The organism is Reyranella sp., from assembly GCF_965227665.1.
Taxonomy (GTDB): domain Bacteria; phylum Pseudomonadota; class Alphaproteobacteria; order Reyranellales; family Reyranellaceae; genus Reyranella.
This window is the reverse complement of the sequence record NZ_OZ245767.1, coordinates 5,355,834-5,372,096: the sequence shown is the minus strand read 5'-3', so window position 1 is coordinate 5,372,096 and position 16,263 is coordinate 5,355,834. Positions and strand designations below refer to the sequence as shown.

The following is a 16,263-nucleotide window of genomic DNA, read 5'->3' as shown; positions in this document are numbered from 1 at the left end:
GGAAACGCCATGCTGGGTTTGATGCAAGACCGTCCGCTGCTGATCTCGCAGATCATCGACTATGCGGCCGCCGCCTATCCCGAAGTCGAGATCGTGACGCGAACCGTCGAGGGGCCGATCCACCGCTATGGCTACAAGGACGCGCACAAGCGCGCCAAGCAGCTCGCCGAAGCGCTGCAGGAGCTGGGCATCAAGCTGGGCGACCGGGTCGGCACCATCGCCTGGAACACCTACCGGCATTTCGAGCTCTATTTCGGCATCTCCGGCATCGGCGCGGTGCTGCACACACTGAACCCGCGCCTGGCGCCCGAGCATGTGGCCTATATCGCCAACCATGCCGAGGACCAGATCCTCTTCGTCGACCTGAACCTGATGCCGATCGTCGAGGGCGTCTGGGACCAGCTCAAGACCGTGAAGCATGTCGTGGTCATGACCGACCGCGCACACATGCCGACCTCGGCCAAGATCCCGAATCTGCTCTGCTACGAGGAGTTGATCGCCGACAAGCCCGGCACGCTCACCTGGCCGGAATTCGACGAGAAGACGGCCTCGTCGCTCTGCTACACGTCGGGCACCACCGGCAATCCGAAGGGCGTGCTCTACTCGCACCGCTCGACGATGATCCATTCGATGATGATGTGCTCGGGCCCGGTGCTGGCGCTCGATCCCGACACAACCATCCTTCCCGTCGTGCCGATGTTCCACGCCAATGCCTGGGGCCTCGTCTATGCCGGCCCCTTCTGCGGCACAAAGCTGGTGTTCCCGGGCTTCAAGCTCGACGGCGCCAGCATCTACGAGCTGCTCGACAAGGAGCAGGTGACCCTGTCGGCCGGCGTGCCGACCGTGTGGCTGGCCCTGCTCGACTACTGCCAGCAGAACAAGCTGAAGATGTCGTCCGTCAAGCGCACCTTGATCGGCGGCTCGGCCGTGCCGTACGCCATGATCGAGCGCTTCTGGAAGGAGCATGGTGTCGAGGTGGCCCAGGGCTGGGGCATGACCGAGATGAGCCCGCTCGGCACCCTCACCCGCTTCAACAGGGGCGAGCGCGACCTGCCCGATGCGGAGCGCTTCGCCATCACCGCCAAGCAGGGTCGCCCGGTATTCGGCTGCGAGATGAAGATCATCGACGATGCCGGCAACGACCTGCCGCTCGACGGCAGCGTCTCCGGCAACATGGTCGTGCGCGGTCCGTGGATCGTGAAGGGCTACATGAAGGGCGACGGCAAGAGCCAGTTCCTCGAGAACGACTGGTTCCACACCGGCGACGTCTGCAAGATCGAGAGCGACGGCTCGGTGGTCATCACCGACCGCTCGAAGGACGTGATCAAGTCGGGCGGCGAATGGATCAGCTCGATCGATCTCGAGAACGCCGCCATGGGCTGCCCCGGCGTCGCCGAGGCCGCAGTGATCGGGGTCGCCCATCCCAAGTGGGACGAGCGCCCCCTGCTCATCGTCGTCCGTCGTCCCGACGCCTCGGTCGAGAAAGCCGACGTTCTGAAATTCCTCGACGGCAAGATCGCCAAGTGGTGGATGCCCGACGACGTGCAGTTCATCGAGGCGATTCCGCACGGCGCCACCGGCAAGATCCTGAAGACGGCCCTGCGCAAGCAGTTCGAGAGCTACAAGCTCCCGACCGCGTGAGCCTCCGCCTTCCGGGACGGACGCAGCTCTGCGATGGCATGGCGCGTCACCTGGAAGGCGCCGACCAGGGCAAGGCCGGACATGATCGCAGCGACGACATAGTCCGGCCAGCCACTGCCCGAGCCGAACACACCCGCGGCGGCGGCCAGAACGGCGAGATTGCCGATCGCGTCGTTGCGTGTGCAGATCCACACCGAGCGCATGTTGCTGTCTCCGTCGCGCCAGCGATAGAGCAGCAGCGCCACGCCGAAGTTGGCGGCCAGCGCCAGCGCGCCGACCACGCCCATCACCGGCGCCGCCGGGACAGTACCGGCCAGTGCGTGATTGATCGTGGTGACGCCAATCCACAGGCCGAAGGCGCCCATGCTGGCGGCCTTGAGCAGCGAGGCGCGGGCACGCCACTGGATCGCCATGCCCAGCACGAACAGGCTGATGCCGTAGTTGCCGGCGTCGCCCAGGAAGTCGAGCGAGTCGGCCAGCAGCGAGACTGACTGCGCCGCAACGCCCGCACTGATTTCGATTGCGAACATCGCGAGGTTCACCGCCAGCGCGATCCACAGGATGCGGCGGTAGGCGGGCGATGAAGCTGCGGCGGCGCCGTGGTCGTGACTGTGCCCCGGACCGTGCGAATGAGAGTGGCAGCTCGCGCTCATGTCAGTGCTCCGCGATGTGGTTGACCATGTCCTCGACCATGCGGCGGACATGGAGGTCGTCGGCCTCGTAGTAGACCTGCTTGCCCTGACGGTCGGCCCGCACCAGGCGCGCGCCCTTCAGCAGGCGCAGGTGATGGCTCACCAGCGACACCGAGAGGCCGAGCCGCTCGGCGATGTCCGACACCGCGAGCGGCGTACGCAGGCAGGAGACCACGATCTTCAATCGCGTCGGATCGCCCAGCAGCCGGAACAGGTCTGCGAGCGCCACGGCATGGTCGTCGGACAGGAGGATCTTCTTTGCTTTGGACATTTGAATAACTGTTCAAATGTAAGAAGTACCTCCCCTGCCGTCAACCCCGCGAAATCGTTACGTTGTTGCCTCCTGTGGACGGCGGATCGCGATGTCGCACACCACCGCCGCAACGACGAGCCCGCCTCCCGCGAGGGTCGACCAGCCCGGCGTCTCGGCGAAGGCCAGCCAGACCCAGAGCGTGCCGAGCGGCGTCTGCAGCACGCCGATCAGGGCGCCGCGTGTCGCCGACACCAGCGGCGTGCCCAGGGCCAGCAACAACAGCCCGAGGCCGAACTGGCTGATGCCGAACAGCGCGAGCAGCAGCAGCTCCTGCCCGCTGACCGACAGCGGCCGCGCGAACGGCAGCACGATCGCCGCGCAGAGGAAGGCCGAGAGGCCGACACCCGGCAGCATGCTGACGCCCGGATTGCGCCGGATCAGCACCAGCACGACCGACATCAGCACGGCCATGCCGACGGCCAGCAGGTTGCCCGACAGGCGTCCACCCGACGCTGCAGCCCCCATCATCACTGCCACGCCCGCGACGGCAGCCAGAGTGGCCCCCAGTGTGACCCAATCCTCGCGCTCTCCGATCACCAGCCAGGCGATGCCTGCCGTCACGAAGGGGATCGTCGCATCGATCACCAGGACGTCGGCCACCGTCGAGAGACGCAGCGCGTTCAGGAAGCACACGGTCGCCACGGCCGAGCACAGCGCGATCACGAGGCCGTCGCGGCCGATGGCGCAGACCGCTCGCCCGACACGCCCCTGCTCCCGCCACAGCAACATGCCTGTCAGGAACAGCCCGCCGAAGACGCCGCGCCAGAACAGCATCGTCCAGGCGTCGAGGTCGATCAGCCGCGTGTAGAAGCCGGCGCTCGAATAGGCGACGGCCGACGCCGCGAGCAGCGCCGTGCCGACGAGAGCTTGCCTAGTTCGCGAGGGCGACACAGTCGATCTCGAGGTCGAAGGGACCGAACCAGCCTGCCGTGCACACGAACACGCGCGCGGGCTTGTGGTCGCCGAAATACTCGGCATAGACCGCGTTGATGGTCGAGAAGTAGGCCGGGTTCGAGCAGTAGACGTTGCACTTGACGACGCGGTGCAGCGCCGAGCCCGCCGCTTCCAGGCACGATTTCAGATGATCGAGCACCCGCCGCGCCTGCGCGTCGATCGGCAGGATGTCGTAGCCGCCGGTCTCGGGATTGACCGGCGGCAGGCCGGAGACATAGACCCAGTCGCCGGCCCGCACGACCGGCGACGTCGGCACCGTGTTGCGCTGGGCGAACTCGGACAGCGCCGGCACATGCGGCATCGTCATTTCAATTCTGGGCATCGGTCTCTCCGGTGTTTGGCAATGCCGGCACCATAGGGAGGGCCTGCTGACAGCGTTGTGTCAGTAGAAATAGAGGCCCATAAAACGGGCCTGATGCGTCGCTCCGACCGCCTGTTCGACATCATCCAGCGCCTGCGGACGGCGACAGGCCCGGTCACGGCCGCGACGCTCGCGCGCGAACTCGAGGTGACACCGCGCACCATCTATCGCGACATCGCGACCCTGCAGGCCCGCCGCGTGCCGATCGATGGTGCGGCCGGGATTGGCTACGTGCTGCGCAAGAGCTTCGACCTGCCGCCGCTCATGTTCACCGCCGACGAGGTCGAGGCCATTGCCATCGGCGCGCGCCTCGTTCGGCGCCTGCGCGACGCCAAGCTGCAGGAGGCGGCCGACAGCGTCTTCTCCAAGGTGACGGTCGTGCTCCCCGAGACGCTGCGCCGCCAGCTCACCGCGACGCCGATCTATGTCTCGCCCGGCGACACGGTTGAACCGCGCGGTATCGATCTCGCCGACGTTCGCGCCTCGATCCGCGACAGCCGCAAGCTCCACATCGCCTACGCCGACGAGAAGGGCCGGCGCACCAACCGCACCATCTGGCCGATCGCCATGGCCTACTATGTCGACGTCACCCTGGTCGGGGCGTGGTGCGAACTGCGCAACGGCTACCGCAACTTCCGCGTCGAACGCATTCAGTCGTCGACGGTCCTCGACGAGCACTTCGACCAGGACAATGGCCGGCTGTTCCGCGAATGGTCGGAACTGCCGAAGGTGCGGCCGGCCGAGAGAGCACCAAAGCCCCATCCGAATTAAGAGAAATGCAGCGCCGCCACGTTGACGATCGCGCCGCTCCCCAGCGCCCACAGGGGATTGCGCCGTGTCGTGTAGACGAAGACGGTGGCGGCGAGGCTGATCAGGACGGTGACGGTGTCGCGATCCACGGTTCGCATCATGGAGAGGCCGGATGCCAGCATCATGCCGAGCGCCACCGGTATCAGCGCGTCGCGCAGCACGGCCACGGCGGGATGGTGAGACCAGCGCGTCAGGACCCGGCCGGCGAAGTAGGCGAGCGCGCTGGATGGAATCAGGAGGGCGAGCGTCGCCACCAGCAGGCCCGCCAGGCCCGCGACCTGCCAGCCGATCAGGCTCACGAAGATCACGTTCGGACCAGGCGAGGCATTGGCGATGGCGAAGGCGCTCGCGAAGGCCGCGTCTGTCATCCAGCCGTGGATGTCGACGACCTGGCGGTGGATCTCGGGCAGCAGCGCGTTCACGCCGCCGATCGAGACCAGCGACAGCAGCGCGAAGGTCCGCGCCAGCTCGGCCAGCACGCCGATCACTTGCGGCGCTCCCACCAGGTCGCGGCGATGGCGGTGGGCACCAGCACGAGCACCACGGGCACCAGCGGCCAGCGCAGAAGGCCGATCGCCGCGAAGCCCGCGGCGCCGATCGCATAGGAGAGCGGCGTCGGGCGGATGTTGCGGATCATCTTGAGCGCCGTGCCCAGCACGAGACCGGCCGACGCCGCGGCCGCCCCCATCAGCGCCGCCCCCACCTCGGGAATTCCGGCAACCTGCTCGTAGACGACGGCCATCGCGGCCACGATGACAAGCGGCATCGCCATCTGTCCCAGCAGGCAGAGGAGGACGCCGACGATCCCCTGGTTACGGTCGCCGATGATCACGGCGGCGTTGATCGTGTTCGGTCCCGGCAGCACCTGCCCGATACCCAGGATTTCGGCGAACTCGCGGTCGGTCAGCCAGCGCCGCTCCTCGACGATGATATGGCGGGCCCATGGTGCGACGCCGCCGAATCCCAGCAGGCCGATCTTGAGGAAGCCGAAAAACAGTTCCGCCTTGCTTATGTTGCGGCGCGGCGTAGCCGAAGGATCATGCTGCATTGCGAGCCAGACTAGCAAATTTCAGTCCACGCACCTCGCCGACCGGCCTCAGGCGCGCTAGCCTCTGTCGACCATGAGCAAAGCCATTCGCCCGATCGACCCGCAGAACCGCCCGTTCTTCGCCGGCGAAGTCTCGGGCATCGACCTCACCCATCGCCTCAGCGACGAGGAGGTCGCCTTCATCCACGACGGGATGAACCAGTATGGCGTGCTGGTGTTTCGCGACCAGAAGCTCGACGACGAGAGCCAGCTCGCCTTCAGCCGCCAGCTCGGTCCGCTCGAACAGGCCACCGGGGACATCATGCCGCCCGAGGAACGGCGCATGAGCATGGACCTCAACGACATCTCAAACCTCGACCGCAACGGACATGTGCTGGCGCGCGACGATCGTCGCCGCCTGTTCAGCCTCGGCAACCAGCTCTGGCACTCCGACAGTTCGTTCAAGGACGTACCGGCGCTCTACTCGCTCCTGTCGGCACGCAAGATCCCCTCGACCGGCGGCAATACCGAGTTCGCCGACATGCGCGCCGCCTATGACGCGCTCGACGAGGCGACCAAGCGCGAAGTGCATAACCTCGTCTGCCTGCACAGCCAGATCTTTTCGCGCGGCATGCTGGGGTTCGAGGATTTCACCGAGGCCGAGCGTGCGAAGTGGGCACCGGTGCGCCAGCGCCTGGTGCGCCGCCACCCGGGCTCCGGCCGCCTGTCGCTCTATCTCGCCAGCCATGCCGGCGGCATCGAGGGCTGGCCGATGCCCGAGGCACGCGCCTTCCTGCGCGATCTTACCGAGCACGCCACGCAGCGTCCGTTCGTCTATGCCCATGTCTGGCGGCCGTTCGACCTGGTGATGTGGGACAACCGCGCCACGATGCACCGCGCCCGCCGCTTCGATTCGGGCGAGGTGCGCGACATGCGCCGCACCACGCTCACCAACATCGTCTCGAGCCTGGAGCAGGCCCCCTAGCGATGCGTCTGCAGTTCCTCGGATCCGGCGATGCCTTCGGCAGCGGCGGACGGTTCAACACCTGTTTCCATGTCGAGCGTGCCCATCATGGCAACCTGCTGGTGGATTGCGGCGCCTCCTCGATGATCGCCATCCGCAAGTGGGAGGTCGAGCCCAACGCGATCTCGACGGTTTTGGTGAGCCACCTGCACGGCGACCATTTCGCGGGCCTGCCCTTCTTCCTGCTCGATGCCCAGCTCGTCAGCCGGCGCACGGCGCCGCTCCTGCTGGCGGGACCGCCCGGATTCCGCGACCGGCTGATGATCCTCATGGAAGCGATGTTCGCGGGGGCGACCCAGGTCCAGCGCAAGTTCGACCTGGAGATCCGCGAGCTCGAACTTCACGACCGCGTAGAAGTGAACGGACTGGCCGTCACGCCTTACCTGATGAAGCACTATAGCGGCGCCCCCTCCTATGCCCTGAGGATCGAGACCGAGGGCAAGATCCTGACCTATTCAGGCGACACCGAATGGGTCGAGGAGCTGATCCCTGCGGGGCGCGACGCCGACCTGTTCATCTGCGAGGCCTACTTCTTCGACAAGGTGATGAAGTACCACATCGACTACAGAACCCTTGTCGATCACCTGCCGCACATCGGCGCCCGGCGCACCATCGTGACCCACATGAGTGCCGAACTTCTCAGCCGCGCGTCGGAGATCGCGCTCGAAGCGGCACATGACGGGTTGGTGGTGGAGTTCTAAGCCCTCGGTACCCACGCCTCGAGCCGCGTGTTGGTCGCGGGGTCGAGCATGCGGGTGTCGCGCAGGACCATGCCGTGCTTGGCCAGGACTTCCTCCGGCGTTGCGGTGTTGCCGACGCCCGGAAAGACCGGCCGACCGCGCGGAACGCTGGCATCGGTTCGGGTCAGGAAGAAGACGTCGTAACCGATGTTGAGGAACAGGCCGAACACGTCGGTTCCACCGACCACGGCCAAAGTTCCGTCGCCGAGATTGAGCTTCATCCACGCTTCCTCGAACGGCGCCGAGGCGGGGTTCCAGAGGATGGCGTTGGGATTGTCGGGATCGGGGACGACGCGCTCGACACGGCGGGTGAGCACGATGCGCCGGCGTGCGGCTTCCTTCGGCCCCCCTTCGGCGGAGTGTCGGCCGTTCGCGACCGCAGCCGCCCGGTCGACCGAGTCCTGATAGAACTTCTGATCCGCGGGAATCTTCAGGTTCTCGGGGAAGGATCCGTCCGACGCCGCGATCATGCCTTCGCTGGAGATGATGGCGAAGCCCTCGATGCGTGGTCGCCTGGTGGTCATGGCCTGCCCCTGCAAACACCTGTTGCGCCGGGCAACGAGCGCTCCGGCCAATGGATGCGGGACAGCCTAGCGCAAATGGAAGCGGCGGGGAAAAGCCCCGCCGCCCGTCATCGGAAGAAGGGAGATCAGCCCTTCGGCAGGAGGACCGTGTCGATCACGTGAATCACACCGTTCGACTGCTTCACGTCGGCGATCGTCACCGTGGCGACATTGCCGTTCTCGTCGGTGAGCGTGATCTTGTCGCCCATCATCTTCGCCTGCAGGACGCAGCCGCCCACCGTCTTGACGGGATGCGTGCCCTTGTCGTCCGCGATCATCTTGGCGATCGCCGGCGACATCGCGTTGGCCGACACGACATGGCAGGTCAGGATCTTGGTGAGCTTGGCCTTGTTCTCGGGCTTGACCAGCATCTCGACCGTGCCCGGCGGCAGCTTCGCGAAGGCCGCGTTCGTCGGCGCGAACACGGTGAACGGGCCTGTACCCTGCAGCGTCTCGACGAGGCCGGCGGCCTTCACAGCCGCCACGAGCGTCGTATGGTCCTTCGAGTTCGCCGCATTCTCGACGATGTTCTTGTTCGCATACATCGGCGCGCCGCCGACCATGGGATTGGCGGGGGTCGAGGCGGCAGCCGGCGCAGTCGTCTGGGCAAAGGCCGGCGCGACGGCAACCAGTGACAGGGCGGCGGCTGCGATAAGCGTGTGACGCTTGAGCATGGTTTCTCTCCAGTTGGATCGGGGTTCTTCGAGCAGTGAAGCCGACGCCGGCGCGCTCGCCGTCGGCCCGACAGGGCAGCATCTCTTGCAGCCTCGTCGTTGTGTGGTACGCCCGTATTCCAAAGCCGGTTCATCGCGCGCCTCACACACTATCGTGACGGAACCGAAGGCGAATCAGGTGATCCAACGGGAGTGAGACAGCATGCGCGTCACCGATCTCAGGACAATCCGCGTCGAGGTGCCGCTCGACCGTCCGACCCGCAACTCGAGCGGCGTCAGCAACGACCGCATCGGCGCCATCCTGATCTTCGTCGACACCGACATCGGCGTGACCGGCGAGAGTTTCCTGTTCACCCTGGGCGGGCGGCGAATCGAGGTGCTGCAGGCGATGGTCGAAAGCCTGAAGCCGGCGCTCGTCGGCGAAGACATCCGCTACGCCGAGCGCTTCTGGGAGCGCATGTGGCGCGAGCTTTACTTCCTCGGGCACAAGGGTGTGACGATCTTCGGCCTCGCCGGCATCGACACGGCCCTCTGGGACGCCAAAGGCAAGGCGCTCGGCCAGTCGGTCACCCACCTGCTGGGCGCCGCACGCGACCGCATCCCCGTCTATTCCAGCGCCGGCCTGTGGCTGTCGGCGACGCCCGACGAACTCGCGGCGGAAGCTGCGGGCTACGTGGCCGAAGGTTTTCGCGGCGTGAAGATGCGCGTCGGCAAGGCGCATGTCGAAGAAGACGTCGAGCGGGTCGCGGCCGTGCGCAAGGCGATCGGCCCCCGCGTGTCGCTGATGTGCGACGCCAGCCGCGGCTTCACCGCCGACCATGCGATCCGGCTCGGCCGCAAGCTGGAAGACTTCGACCTCACCTGGTTCGAGGAACCGGTCGCCCCCTACGACCATCGCGGCTCGGCCCGGGTCGCGGCGGCGCTCGATACGCCCATCGCCAGCGGCGAGACCGAGGCGACGCGCTACGGCTTCCGCGAGATGCTGGCCCATGGTGCCGCCGACATCTGGATGGCCGATCTTGCCCGCGTCGGCGGCGTCAGCGAGTTCGTGAAGGTGGCGCATCTCGCGGCGGCGCACGACATCGCCATCTCCAACCATCTGTTCACCCAGCAGAGCATCGGCCTGCTGGGCGCCTTCGCCAACGCGACCTGGCTGGAATACATGCCGTGGACCTCGAAGCTCTACCGCGAGTCCATTGCGGTCGAGGACGGCCATGTCGCCGTGCCGGAGCGTCCCGGCCTCGGCTTCACCTTCGATCCCGACGCGATCGAGCGCTATCGGGTCCGCTGAGCGCGCGTGCTAGGGTCGGTCCCTTCCATAGGGGACCGACCGACGATGACCGCGTACAGTGATTTCAAGCCGCTTACCTTCCACGACGCCACCAAGCGCTTCGCCGACGGCAGCGATTCGCCGCGCGCCTATCTAGAGCGCTGCCTCGAGACGGTGGCGGCGCGCGAGCCGGTGGTGAAGGCCTTCACCGCCATCAACGAAGCGGGCGCCCGCGACGCGGCCGACGCCAGCACCGCGCGCTGGCAGGCGGGCAAGCCGCTCTCGTCGATCGACGGCATGCCGATCGCCATCAAGGACCTGCTCGAGACGAAGGACATGCCCACGCAGATGGGCTGCGAGGCTTTCAAGGGCAACTTCCCCAAGCGCGACAATGCCGCCGTCTGGGCGCTGCGCCAGGCCGGCGCCGTCATCCTCGCCAAGGCGGTGACGGCCGAGCTCGGCGGCGCGCATCCCGGCGCCACGACCAACCCGTTCGATGCGACGCGCACGCCGGGCGGCTCCTCCTCCGGTTCGGCCGCCGCCGTGGGGGCCAACATGGTGCCGGCCGCCATTGGCACCCAGGTCGGCGGCTCGATCAGCCGCCCCGCGGCCTATTGCGGGAATTTCGCGCTGAAGCCGACGCAGGGCGGCATCAACCGCGGCGAACGCCAGGCCACCAGCCAGAGCACGCATGGTCCGCACGCCAATTCGCTGCAGGACATGTGGCAGGTCGCGATCGAGATCGCCCGGCGCGCCGGCGGTGATCGCGGCGAGGTCGGCCTGATGGGTCCGTCATCCCTGCCTGCCGCCGTGAAGCCCAACCGCCTCGTCGTACTGGAGACCGAGGGGTGGGTCGAACTGGACGACGCGACCAAGGCCGCCTTCGACGGCGTGCTGAAGCAGCTGCGTGCTGCCGGCGTCGAACTGATCTCCCGCAAGGATCATCCCTGGGTCGAAGCACTGGAGAAGTCGATCGCCAACGGCCGCACCACCTGCGGCGCCGTGACGGGCTGGGAGAATCGCTGGGGCCAGCGCGGCATCGTCGACAACAATCCCGCCGGCGTCAGCGAACGCACCAAGGCGGGGCTCGCCAAGGCGGAGGCGATGACCCTCGACGACTATCGCATGGCGCTGCTGGCGCGCGAGACCGCCCAGCGCCTGCATGCGACCCTGGCACCGCTGGCCGATGCGGCGATCACGCTGGCCTGCCCCGGCCCCGCGCCGATCTGGTCGGGCGACGTGCCGGGCCAGCCGCTGGCGCCGCGCCCGACCGGCGATTTCGTTTTCAATGCGCCCAGCTCGATGCTCTTCGCGCCCGTGGTCACCGTACCGCTGATGAGCGTCGGCGGCATGCCGGTCGGCCTGCAGCTGATGGGCCAGCAGCACGAGGACGCCCGCATGACCGGCCTCGCGCGCTGGTTCGACGAGACGCTGAAGCGCGTCTCCGCCTGAGGATTCTCACCTCCCCCGTCTTACGGGGGAGGCCGGGAGGGGGAAAGCAAAGCGATGTATCTTGAGATGGAGTGAGATCAGGCCGTGTGGCCTTCCCCCTCCGGCCTTTCAGGCCACCTCCCCCGTTTGACGGGGGAGGCAAGCTTCGTGACCGTCAGACCGGCTGGATGCCGAGCGCGACGATGCGCGGGATGAGAGTCTTCTTCAGCCGCTCATAGTCGATCATGACTTCCTCGTGGGGCATCGGCTTCTCCACGAGGGCGAAGCTGTCCATCATCTTCTTGCCGGGCTCGGAGTCGGCGGCCGCCACCCAGAGGTCGGACATCCGCTTCACGATGTCCTTCGGCGTGGCGGCGGGCGCGGCCAGCGCCAGCCAGCCCGACACGGTGAAGGCGTCGTCGTCGAAGCCCTGCTCCCGCGAGGTCGGGACGTCGGGAAGCTGACGGGCGCGCACCTTCGACGGCGCGGCGATGCCGCGGACATCGCCCTTCACGATCAGCGCGTTCATCGCCTGCGGGCTGCCCATGGCGGCCTGAAGCTGACCCGCGCCCATGTCCTGCCACATCGGCGCTTCGCCCTTGTAGGTCACGATTTCCATCGTGAGCCCATACTTTTCGTTCAGCGTCTGCGCGAAGATGTGGGCCGAGGAGCCCAGCGCCCACGAGCCGAAGTTCACCTTGTTGTTCTTGGCATATGCGATGAACGACTTGAGATCCTTGACCTCGGCCGGCAGCGACTTGTGCACGACCACGGGCAGCACGCCCGAGGACGTGCCGGACACGATCGTGAAGTCCTTGTCGGGATCGAAGCCCAGCGTCTTGAACATCACCCGGTTCTGGATGAGCGTGCTAGAGACCGAGTGCAGGAACGTGTAGCCGTCCGCCGGCGCACGGGCCACCTGCGCCGCCCCGATGTTGCCGCTGGCGCCGGGCTTGTTGTCGACGATGACCTGCTGCCCGGTGGCCTGGCTGACAGACTGGCCGAAGGCGCGGGCGATGCCGTCGGTGAGGCCGCCTGCGGGAAAGTTCACGACGATGGTGATCGGCTTGTTGGGCCATGCGGCACCTTGCGCGCGCACGATCGACGGCGCGGCCACGAGCAGGCTGGCGCCGGCACCGGCCCGCAGCAGGCCGCGACGGGTGGTCGTTGCATTGGTCATTTTTTCATAGCCTCCCAGTTTCGTTTTTAGGGAGCGATGCATAGCGGCTGACTTTGTCAGGAACTAGGCTGTGTAACTGCACCTATCTCCGCACGGCGAAACGCAAGGCCGCTGGGCGGGGCAGCCAGAGCTTGCTAAGACCACCCGTCCGTTACGGGTCTCAATTCAGGGAAGAACGTCCATGTCCGACGCTGTCATACGCTCCACAGAGGGGCGCATCGGAATCCTCACCATCAACAATCCGCCGGTGAATGCGCTGGCCGCGGCGGTGCGCGCCGGCATCAAGGACGGCGTAGAGGCGTTCGGCCGTGATTCGAACGTCGACGCCATCGTGCTGATCGGCGGCGGCCGCACCTTCATCGCCGGCGCCGACATCCGCGAGTTCGGCAAGCCGCCGTCGGGCCCGAACCTGAACGACGTCATCGCCACGATGGAGAACTCGCCCAAGCTGATCGTGGCGGCGCTGCACGGCACGCCGCTGGGCGGCGGCCTCGAGACGGCGCTGGGCGCGCATTATCGCGTAGCGCTGCCGACCACCCGCATGGGCCTGCCGGAAGTGCATCTCGGCCTGCTGCCCGGCGCCGGCGGCACGCAGCGCCTGCCGCGCCTCACCGGCGCCAAGTACGCGCTCGACGCCATCCTCTCGGGCCGGCACATCCCGGCCGCCGAAGCCAAGAGCAAGGGCATCGTCGATGCCATCGTCGAGGGCGACCTGCTGAAGGGCGCGATCGCCCACACCGAGATGCTGCTGGCGCAGAAGGCGCCGTTGCGCCGCGTCCGCGATCTCACCGTCACCCTGGAATCGCCGGAGCTGTTCGCCGAGACCGAGAAGTCTATCGCCCGCAAGGCGCGCGGCTTCAAGGCGCCGTGGAACATCATCAAGTGCGTCCAGGCCGCGGTCGAGCTGCCGTTCGACGAGGGCATGAAGCGCGAGCGCGAGCTGTTCACCGAGCTGCTGACGTCGCAGGAATCGGCGGCGCAGCGCTACTACTTCTTCGCCGAGCGCGAGGCCGCCAAGGTCAAGGACGTGCCGGCCGATACGCCGCAGCGTGAGATCAAGACCGGCGGCATCATCGGCGCCGGCACGATGGGCGGCGGCATCGCCATGAACTTCGCCAACGCGGGCGTTCCGGTCACGATGCTCGAGACCAGCCAGGAAGCGCTGGATCGCGGCCTCAAGACCATCCGCACCAACTACGAGAACACCGCCAAGCGCGGCGGCATGAAGGCCGAGGATGTCGAGAAGCGCATGGCGCTGATCACGCCGACGCTCGACTACAACGCTCTCAAGGACGCCGACGTCATCATCGAAGCCGTGTTCGAGACGATGGAAGTCAAGGAAGCCGTCTTCAAGAAGCTCGACGAGGTCGCCAAGCCGGGCGCCATCCTGGCCACCAACACGTCGGGCCTCGACGTCAACCAGATCGCCTCCTACACCAAGCGGCCCGGCGACGTGATCGGCATGCACTTCTTCTCGCCGGCCAACGTCATGAAGCTGCTGGAGAACGTGCGCGGCAAGGCGACCGAGAAGGACGTCATCGCCACGGTCATGTCGTTCTCCAAGAAGATCGGCAAGATCCCCGTCCTGGTCGGCGTCTGCGAGGGCTTCGTCGGCAACCGCATGCTGCGCATGCGCGGTGTTCAGTCGGCCTACATGATGGAGGAAGGCGCCCTTCCCCAGCAGATCGACAAGGTGATCTACGACTACGGCTTCCCGATGGGCCCCTTCGCCATGAGCGACCTCGCCGGCAACGACGTGGGCTGGCGCATCCGCCAGGGCAAGAAGGAGAAGGAAAAGCGCAACGTGCGCTACACCGGCTACGTCGCCGACGCGATCTGCGAGCTGGGCCGCTTCGGCCAGAAGACCGGCGCGGGCTACTACAAGTACAATCTGCCCGACCGCACGCCGATCCCCGATCCCGAGGTCGAGAAGATCATCGAGGAGACCTCGAAGAAGCTCGGCATCACCCGCCGCGCCATCTCCGACCAGGAGATCCTGGAGCGCGCGCTCTATCCGATGGTGAACGAGGGCGCCAAGATCCTCGAAGAGGGCATGGCCCAGCGCTCGCTCGATATCGACGTGATCTGGGTCAACGGCTACGGCTGGCCGGTCTATCGCGGCGGCCCGATGTGGTGGGCCGACAACGTGGTCGGCCTCAAGACCATCCACGATGCGCTGGTGAAGTATCGCGACCTCTCCGGCGACCCGTTCTGGGAACCGGCACCCCTGCTCAAGAAGCTGGTGCAGGAAGGCAAGAAGTTCTCTAGCGTCTGATCTAACGCGTTCGGGGCTTTCCCCCTCCGCCCTTCGGGCACCTCCCCCGTCAGACGGGGGAGGCCGGGAGGGGGAAGGCAACAACAAGGTTCTATCTGGAAGGAAGCTCAAATGGCTGATGCAGTAATCGTCTCCACCGCCCGCACGCCGATCGGCAAGGCATTCCGCGGCATCTTCAACGACACGCACGGCGCCGATATGGGCGCGCACGTGATCAAGCACGCCGCCGAGCGCGCCAAGGTCGACCTGGCCGAAGTCGAGGACGTGATCCTGGGCTGCGCCGCGCCGGAAGGCACCACGGGCTCCAACGTCGCCCGCGTCTCGGCGATCCGCGCCGGCGCCCCGGTCAGCGTCTCCGGCGTCACCGTCAACCGCTTCTGCTCCTCGGGCCTGCAGACGATCTCGATGGCCGCGCAGCGCGTGCTGGTCGACAAGGTGCCGGTGATGATCGCCGGCGGCCTCGAGTCGGTGTCGCTGGTCCAGGGCCCGCCGGGCGGCAACAAGAACCGCCTGGTGAACCCGTGGGTGCAGGAACATGTGCCGGGCATCTACCACGCCATGATCACGACGGCCGACACGGTCGCCGCGCGCTATGGCATCAGCCGCGAGGCGCAGGACGAGTACTCGCTGCAGAGCCAGCTGCGCACCGCGGCGGGCCAGCAGGCCGGCAAGTTCGACGACGAGATCGTGCCGATGGAGACCACGATGCTGGTCACCGACAAGAACACCAACGAGACCACCCGCAAGACGGTGAAGCTCACCAAGGACGAGGGCAATCGCCCCGAGACGACGCTCGAGGGCCTGGCCAAGCTGCAGCCAGTCGCCGGTCCCGACAAGTGGATCACCGCCGGCAACGCCAGCCAGCTCTCTGACGGCGCCTCGGCCGCGGTCATCATGAGCGACGCCGAAGCCGCCAAGCGCGGCCTGACGCCGCTCGGCATCTACAAGGGCCTGGTCGTCGCCGGCTGCGAACCGGACGAGATGGGCATCGGCCCGGTCTATGCGATCCCGAAGCTCCTGAAGCGCTTCGGCCTCAAGATGGACGACATCGACCTGTGGGAGCTGAACGAGGCCTTCGCGGTCCAGGTGCTCTACTGCCGCGACAAGCTCGGCATCCCCAACGAGAAGCTGAACGTCAACGGCGGCTCGATCTCGATCGGCCATCCGTTCGGCATGACCGGCGCGCGCTGCACCGGCCACGCCCTGATCGAGGGTCGTCGCCGCAAGGCCAAGAACGTCGTCGTGACCATGTGCATCGGCGGCGGCATGGGCGCCGCCGGCCTGTTCGAGGTCGTGCACTGAGTCACT

At 66.8% G+C, this 16,263-nt stretch carries 17 protein-coding genes; 8 read left to right on the top strand and 9 right to left on the bottom strand.

Annotated features, from left to right (window positions below; genetic code table 11):
• Positions 1-9 precede the first annotated feature (9 nt).
• Positions 10-1,641, top strand: a complete 1,632-nt coding sequence (locus ACO07I_RS25970) for a long-chain-fatty-acid--CoA ligase (RefSeq protein WP_422012607.1) — start codon at positions 10-12, stop codon at positions 1,639-1,641.
• Here ACO07I_RS25970 and ACO07I_RS25965 read toward each other — a convergent pair.
• From ACO07I_RS25965 to ACO07I_RS25950, 4 genes are read right to left on the bottom strand one after another with little or no spacing between them, the layout of a single operon-like run.
• Positions 1,620-2,294 carry a cation transporter gene (locus ACO07I_RS25965; protein ID WP_422012605.1) on the bottom strand — a complete coding sequence of 225 codons (675 nt, stop codon included), beginning with the start codon at positions 2,292-2,294 and terminating at the stop codon, positions 1,620-1,622. The genes ACO07I_RS25970 and ACO07I_RS25965 overlap by 22 nt on opposite strands.
• Before the next feature lies 1 nt (position 2,295).
• Positions 2,296-2,604: an ArsR/SmtB family transcription factor gene (locus tag ACO07I_RS25960; protein ID WP_422012603.1), complete on the bottom strand. Its 309-nt coding sequence runs from the start codon at positions 2,602-2,604 to the stop codon at positions 2,296-2,298.
• A 57-nt stretch (positions 2,605-2,661) separates the two neighbouring features.
• Positions 2,662-3,537 (bottom strand): DMT family transporter, encoded by an 876-nt coding sequence (locus ACO07I_RS25955; protein ID WP_422012601.1) that lies wholly within the window; start codon positions 3,535-3,537, stop codon positions 2,662-2,664.
• Entirely contained in the window at positions 3,518-3,922 is a 405-nt protein-coding gene (locus ACO07I_RS25950) for a RidA family protein (protein ID WP_422012599.1), read from the bottom strand. The genes ACO07I_RS25955 and ACO07I_RS25950 overlap by 20 nt, the downstream gene beginning before the upstream one ends.
• 93 nt (positions 3,923-4,015) lie before the next feature.
• On the opposite strand from ACO07I_RS25950, the gene ACO07I_RS25945 reads away from it, so the two are divergent.
• Entirely contained in the window at positions 4,016-4,732 is a 717-nt protein-coding gene (locus ACO07I_RS25945; protein WP_422012597.1) for a helix-turn-helix transcriptional regulator, read from the top strand.
• Here ACO07I_RS25945 and ACO07I_RS25940 read toward each other — a convergent pair.
• Entirely contained in the window at positions 4,729-5,259 is a 531-nt protein-coding gene (locus tag ACO07I_RS25940; protein ID WP_422012595.1) for a chromate transporter, read from the bottom strand. The two genes, ACO07I_RS25945 and ACO07I_RS25940, sit on opposite strands and share 4 nt — an antisense overlap.
• Complete coding sequence (locus ACO07I_RS25935; protein ID WP_422012593.1) at positions 5,256-5,819, bottom strand: chromate transporter; 564 nt, start codon at positions 5,817-5,819, stop codon at positions 5,256-5,258. Before ACO07I_RS25935 ends, ACO07I_RS25940 begins: the two co-directional genes overlap by 4 nt.
• Positions 5,820-5,892: 73 nt before the next feature.
• Between ACO07I_RS25935 and ACO07I_RS25930 the strand changes: the two genes are divergently transcribed.
• Together ACO07I_RS25930 and ACO07I_RS25925 are read left to right on the top strand one after the other, a co-directional pair.
• Positions 5,893-6,783 carry a TauD/TfdA dioxygenase family protein gene (locus tag ACO07I_RS25930; RefSeq protein WP_422012591.1) on the top strand — a complete coding sequence of 297 codons (891 nt, stop codon included), beginning with the start codon at positions 5,893-5,895 and terminating at the stop codon, positions 6,781-6,783.
• 2 nt (positions 6,784-6,785) lie between these two features.
• Complete coding sequence (locus ACO07I_RS25925; protein WP_422012589.1) at positions 6,786-7,523, top strand: MBL fold metallo-hydrolase; 738 nt, start codon at positions 6,786-6,788, stop codon at positions 7,521-7,523.
• Here the strand turns inward: ACO07I_RS25925 and ACO07I_RS25920 are convergent.
• Entirely contained in the window at positions 7,520-8,086 is a 567-nt protein-coding gene (locus ACO07I_RS25920) for a dihydrofolate reductase family protein (RefSeq protein WP_422012587.1), read from the bottom strand. The two genes, ACO07I_RS25925 and ACO07I_RS25920, sit on opposite strands and share 4 nt — an antisense overlap.
• 125 nt (positions 8,087-8,211) lie before the next feature.
• Complete coding sequence (locus ACO07I_RS25915) at positions 8,212-8,799, bottom strand: fasciclin domain-containing protein (RefSeq protein WP_422012585.1); 588 nt, start codon at positions 8,797-8,799, stop codon at positions 8,212-8,214.
• A 202-nt stretch (positions 8,800-9,001) separates the two neighbouring features.
• Between ACO07I_RS25915 and ACO07I_RS25910 the strand changes: the two genes are divergently transcribed.
• Positions 9,002-10,090, top strand: a complete 1,089-nt coding sequence (locus ACO07I_RS25910; protein ID WP_422012583.1) for a mandelate racemase/muconate lactonizing enzyme family protein — start codon at positions 9,002-9,004, stop codon at positions 10,088-10,090.
• Between the two features lie 45 nt (positions 10,091-10,135).
• On the top strand, positions 10,136-11,521 hold the full coding sequence (locus tag ACO07I_RS25905) for an amidase (RefSeq protein WP_422012581.1): 1,386 nt from the start codon (positions 10,136-10,138) through the stop codon (positions 11,519-11,521).
• A gap of 154 nt (positions 11,522-11,675) precedes the next feature.
• Here ACO07I_RS25905 and ACO07I_RS25900 read toward each other — a convergent pair whose 3' ends face one another.
• Positions 11,676-12,680 carry a Bug family tripartite tricarboxylate transporter substrate binding protein gene (locus ACO07I_RS25900; protein ID WP_422012579.1) on the bottom strand — a complete coding sequence of 335 codons (1,005 nt, stop codon included), beginning with the start codon at positions 12,678-12,680 and terminating at the stop codon, positions 11,676-11,678.
• Between the two features lie 181 nt (positions 12,681-12,861).
• On the opposite strand from ACO07I_RS25900, the gene ACO07I_RS25895 reads away from it, so the two are divergent.
• Both ACO07I_RS25895 and ACO07I_RS25890 read left to right on the top strand, forming a co-directional pair.
• Entirely contained in the window at positions 12,862-14,955 is a 2,094-nt protein-coding gene (locus tag ACO07I_RS25895; RefSeq protein ID WP_422012577.1) for a 3-hydroxyacyl-CoA dehydrogenase NAD-binding domain-containing protein, read from the top strand.
• Positions 14,956-15,066: 111 nt separating this feature from the next.
• On the top strand, positions 15,067-16,257 hold the full coding sequence (locus ACO07I_RS25890; RefSeq protein ID WP_422012575.1) for an acetyl-CoA C-acyltransferase: 1,191 nt from the start codon (positions 15,067-15,069) through the stop codon (positions 16,255-16,257).
• Positions 16,258-16,263 lie beyond the last annotated feature (6 nt).

Excerpts from the sequence above, each read along its gene's own strand:
- ACO07I_RS25970 (WP_422012607.1), top strand. The coding sequence starts at position 10 with ATGCTGGGTTTGATGCAAGACCGTCCGCTGCTGATCTCGCAGATCATC.
- ACO07I_RS25965 (WP_422012605.1), bottom strand. The coding sequence starts at position 2,294 with ATGAGCGCGAGCTGCCACTCTCATTCGCACGGTCCGGGGCACAGTCAC.
- ACO07I_RS25960 (WP_422012603.1), bottom strand. The coding sequence starts at position 2,604 with ATGTCCAAAGCAAAGAAGATCCTCCTGTCCGACGACCATGCCGTGGCG.
- ACO07I_RS25950 (WP_422012599.1), bottom strand. The coding sequence starts at position 3,922 with ATGCCCAGAATTGAAATGACGATGCCGCATGTGCCGGCGCTGTCCGAG.
- ACO07I_RS25945 (WP_422012597.1), top strand. The coding sequence starts at position 4,016 with ATGCGTCGCTCCGACCGCCTGTTCGACATCATCCAGCGCCTGCGGACG.
- ACO07I_RS25935 (WP_422012593.1), bottom strand. The coding sequence starts at position 5,819 with ATGCAGCATGATCCTTCGGCTACGCCGCGCCGCAACATAAGCAAGGCG.
- ACO07I_RS25930 (WP_422012591.1), top strand. The coding sequence starts at position 5,893 with ATGAGCAAAGCCATTCGCCCGATCGACCCGCAGAACCGCCCGTTCTTC.
- ACO07I_RS25925 (WP_422012589.1), top strand. The coding sequence starts at position 6,786 with ATGCGTCTGCAGTTCCTCGGATCCGGCGATGCCTTCGGCAGCGGCGGA.
- ACO07I_RS25920 (WP_422012587.1), bottom strand. The coding sequence starts at position 8,086 with ATGACCACCAGGCGACCACGCATCGAGGGCTTCGCCATCATCTCCAGC.
- ACO07I_RS25915 (WP_422012585.1), bottom strand. The coding sequence starts at position 8,799 with ATGCTCAAGCGTCACACGCTTATCGCAGCCGCCGCCCTGTCACTGGTT.
- ACO07I_RS25910 (WP_422012583.1), top strand. The coding sequence starts at position 9,002 with ATGCGCGTCACCGATCTCAGGACAATCCGCGTCGAGGTGCCGCTCGAC.
- ACO07I_RS25905 (WP_422012581.1), top strand. The coding sequence starts at position 10,136 with ATGACCGCGTACAGTGATTTCAAGCCGCTTACCTTCCACGACGCCACC.
- ACO07I_RS25900 (WP_422012579.1), bottom strand. The coding sequence starts at position 12,680 with ATGACCAATGCAACGACCACCCGTCGCGGCCTGCTGCGGGCCGGTGCC.
- ACO07I_RS25895 (WP_422012577.1), top strand. The coding sequence starts at position 12,862 with ATGTCCGACGCTGTCATACGCTCCACAGAGGGGCGCATCGGAATCCTC.
- ACO07I_RS25890 (WP_422012575.1), top strand. The coding sequence starts at position 15,067 with ATGGCTGATGCAGTAATCGTCTCCACCGCCCGCACGCCGATCGGCAAG.